Consider the following 398-nt stretch of genomic DNA (forward strand, 5'->3'; position numbering starts at 1 on the left):
TTGTGTATGCGAGGCTGCATTGCTCATTGCATATTCTTCCTATTTTTATCATTTTATTCTTATTTGTAAAGCTCGTAAAATAGATTTTTTCCTTTTGGAACTCCACCTATAATCGCTCTTGATTTTGGATTATCAAGTATCATAGGACGTATAGCGTTGTACCAAAGGTATTCTCCTTTGCTTCCTTTTAGGATAATTCCTGCTTCATTTAAAATAACATGGTCATATCCAAATCCCTCAATATTTTCACTTCTTTCAGCACTTCTCATATGAAGTACAGCTTTGTTAATGATTAGCTTCTTATCTTGCACACTCCAAGAATAAAATTCTTTTGGAAGTTTTTTAAGTTCAGAAATAAAATATAACACATAATATTTTTGTAAATTTGCTTGAATCGT

At 30.9% G+C, this 398-nt stretch carries 1 protein-coding gene; it reads right to left on the reverse strand.

Annotated elements, in window-relative coordinates; translation table 11 throughout:
- Positions 1–59 precede the first annotated feature (59 nt).
- Positions 60–398, reverse strand: a 339-nt coding sequence (locus DU473_RS08180; RefSeq protein WP_223147418.1) for a hypothetical protein, incomplete at its 5' end; no start/stop codon positions are given.

The organism is Campylobacter novaezeelandiae, from assembly GCF_004323845.1.
Lineage (GTDB): Bacteria > Campylobacterota > Campylobacteria > Campylobacterales > Campylobacteraceae > Campylobacter_D > Campylobacter_D novaezeelandiae.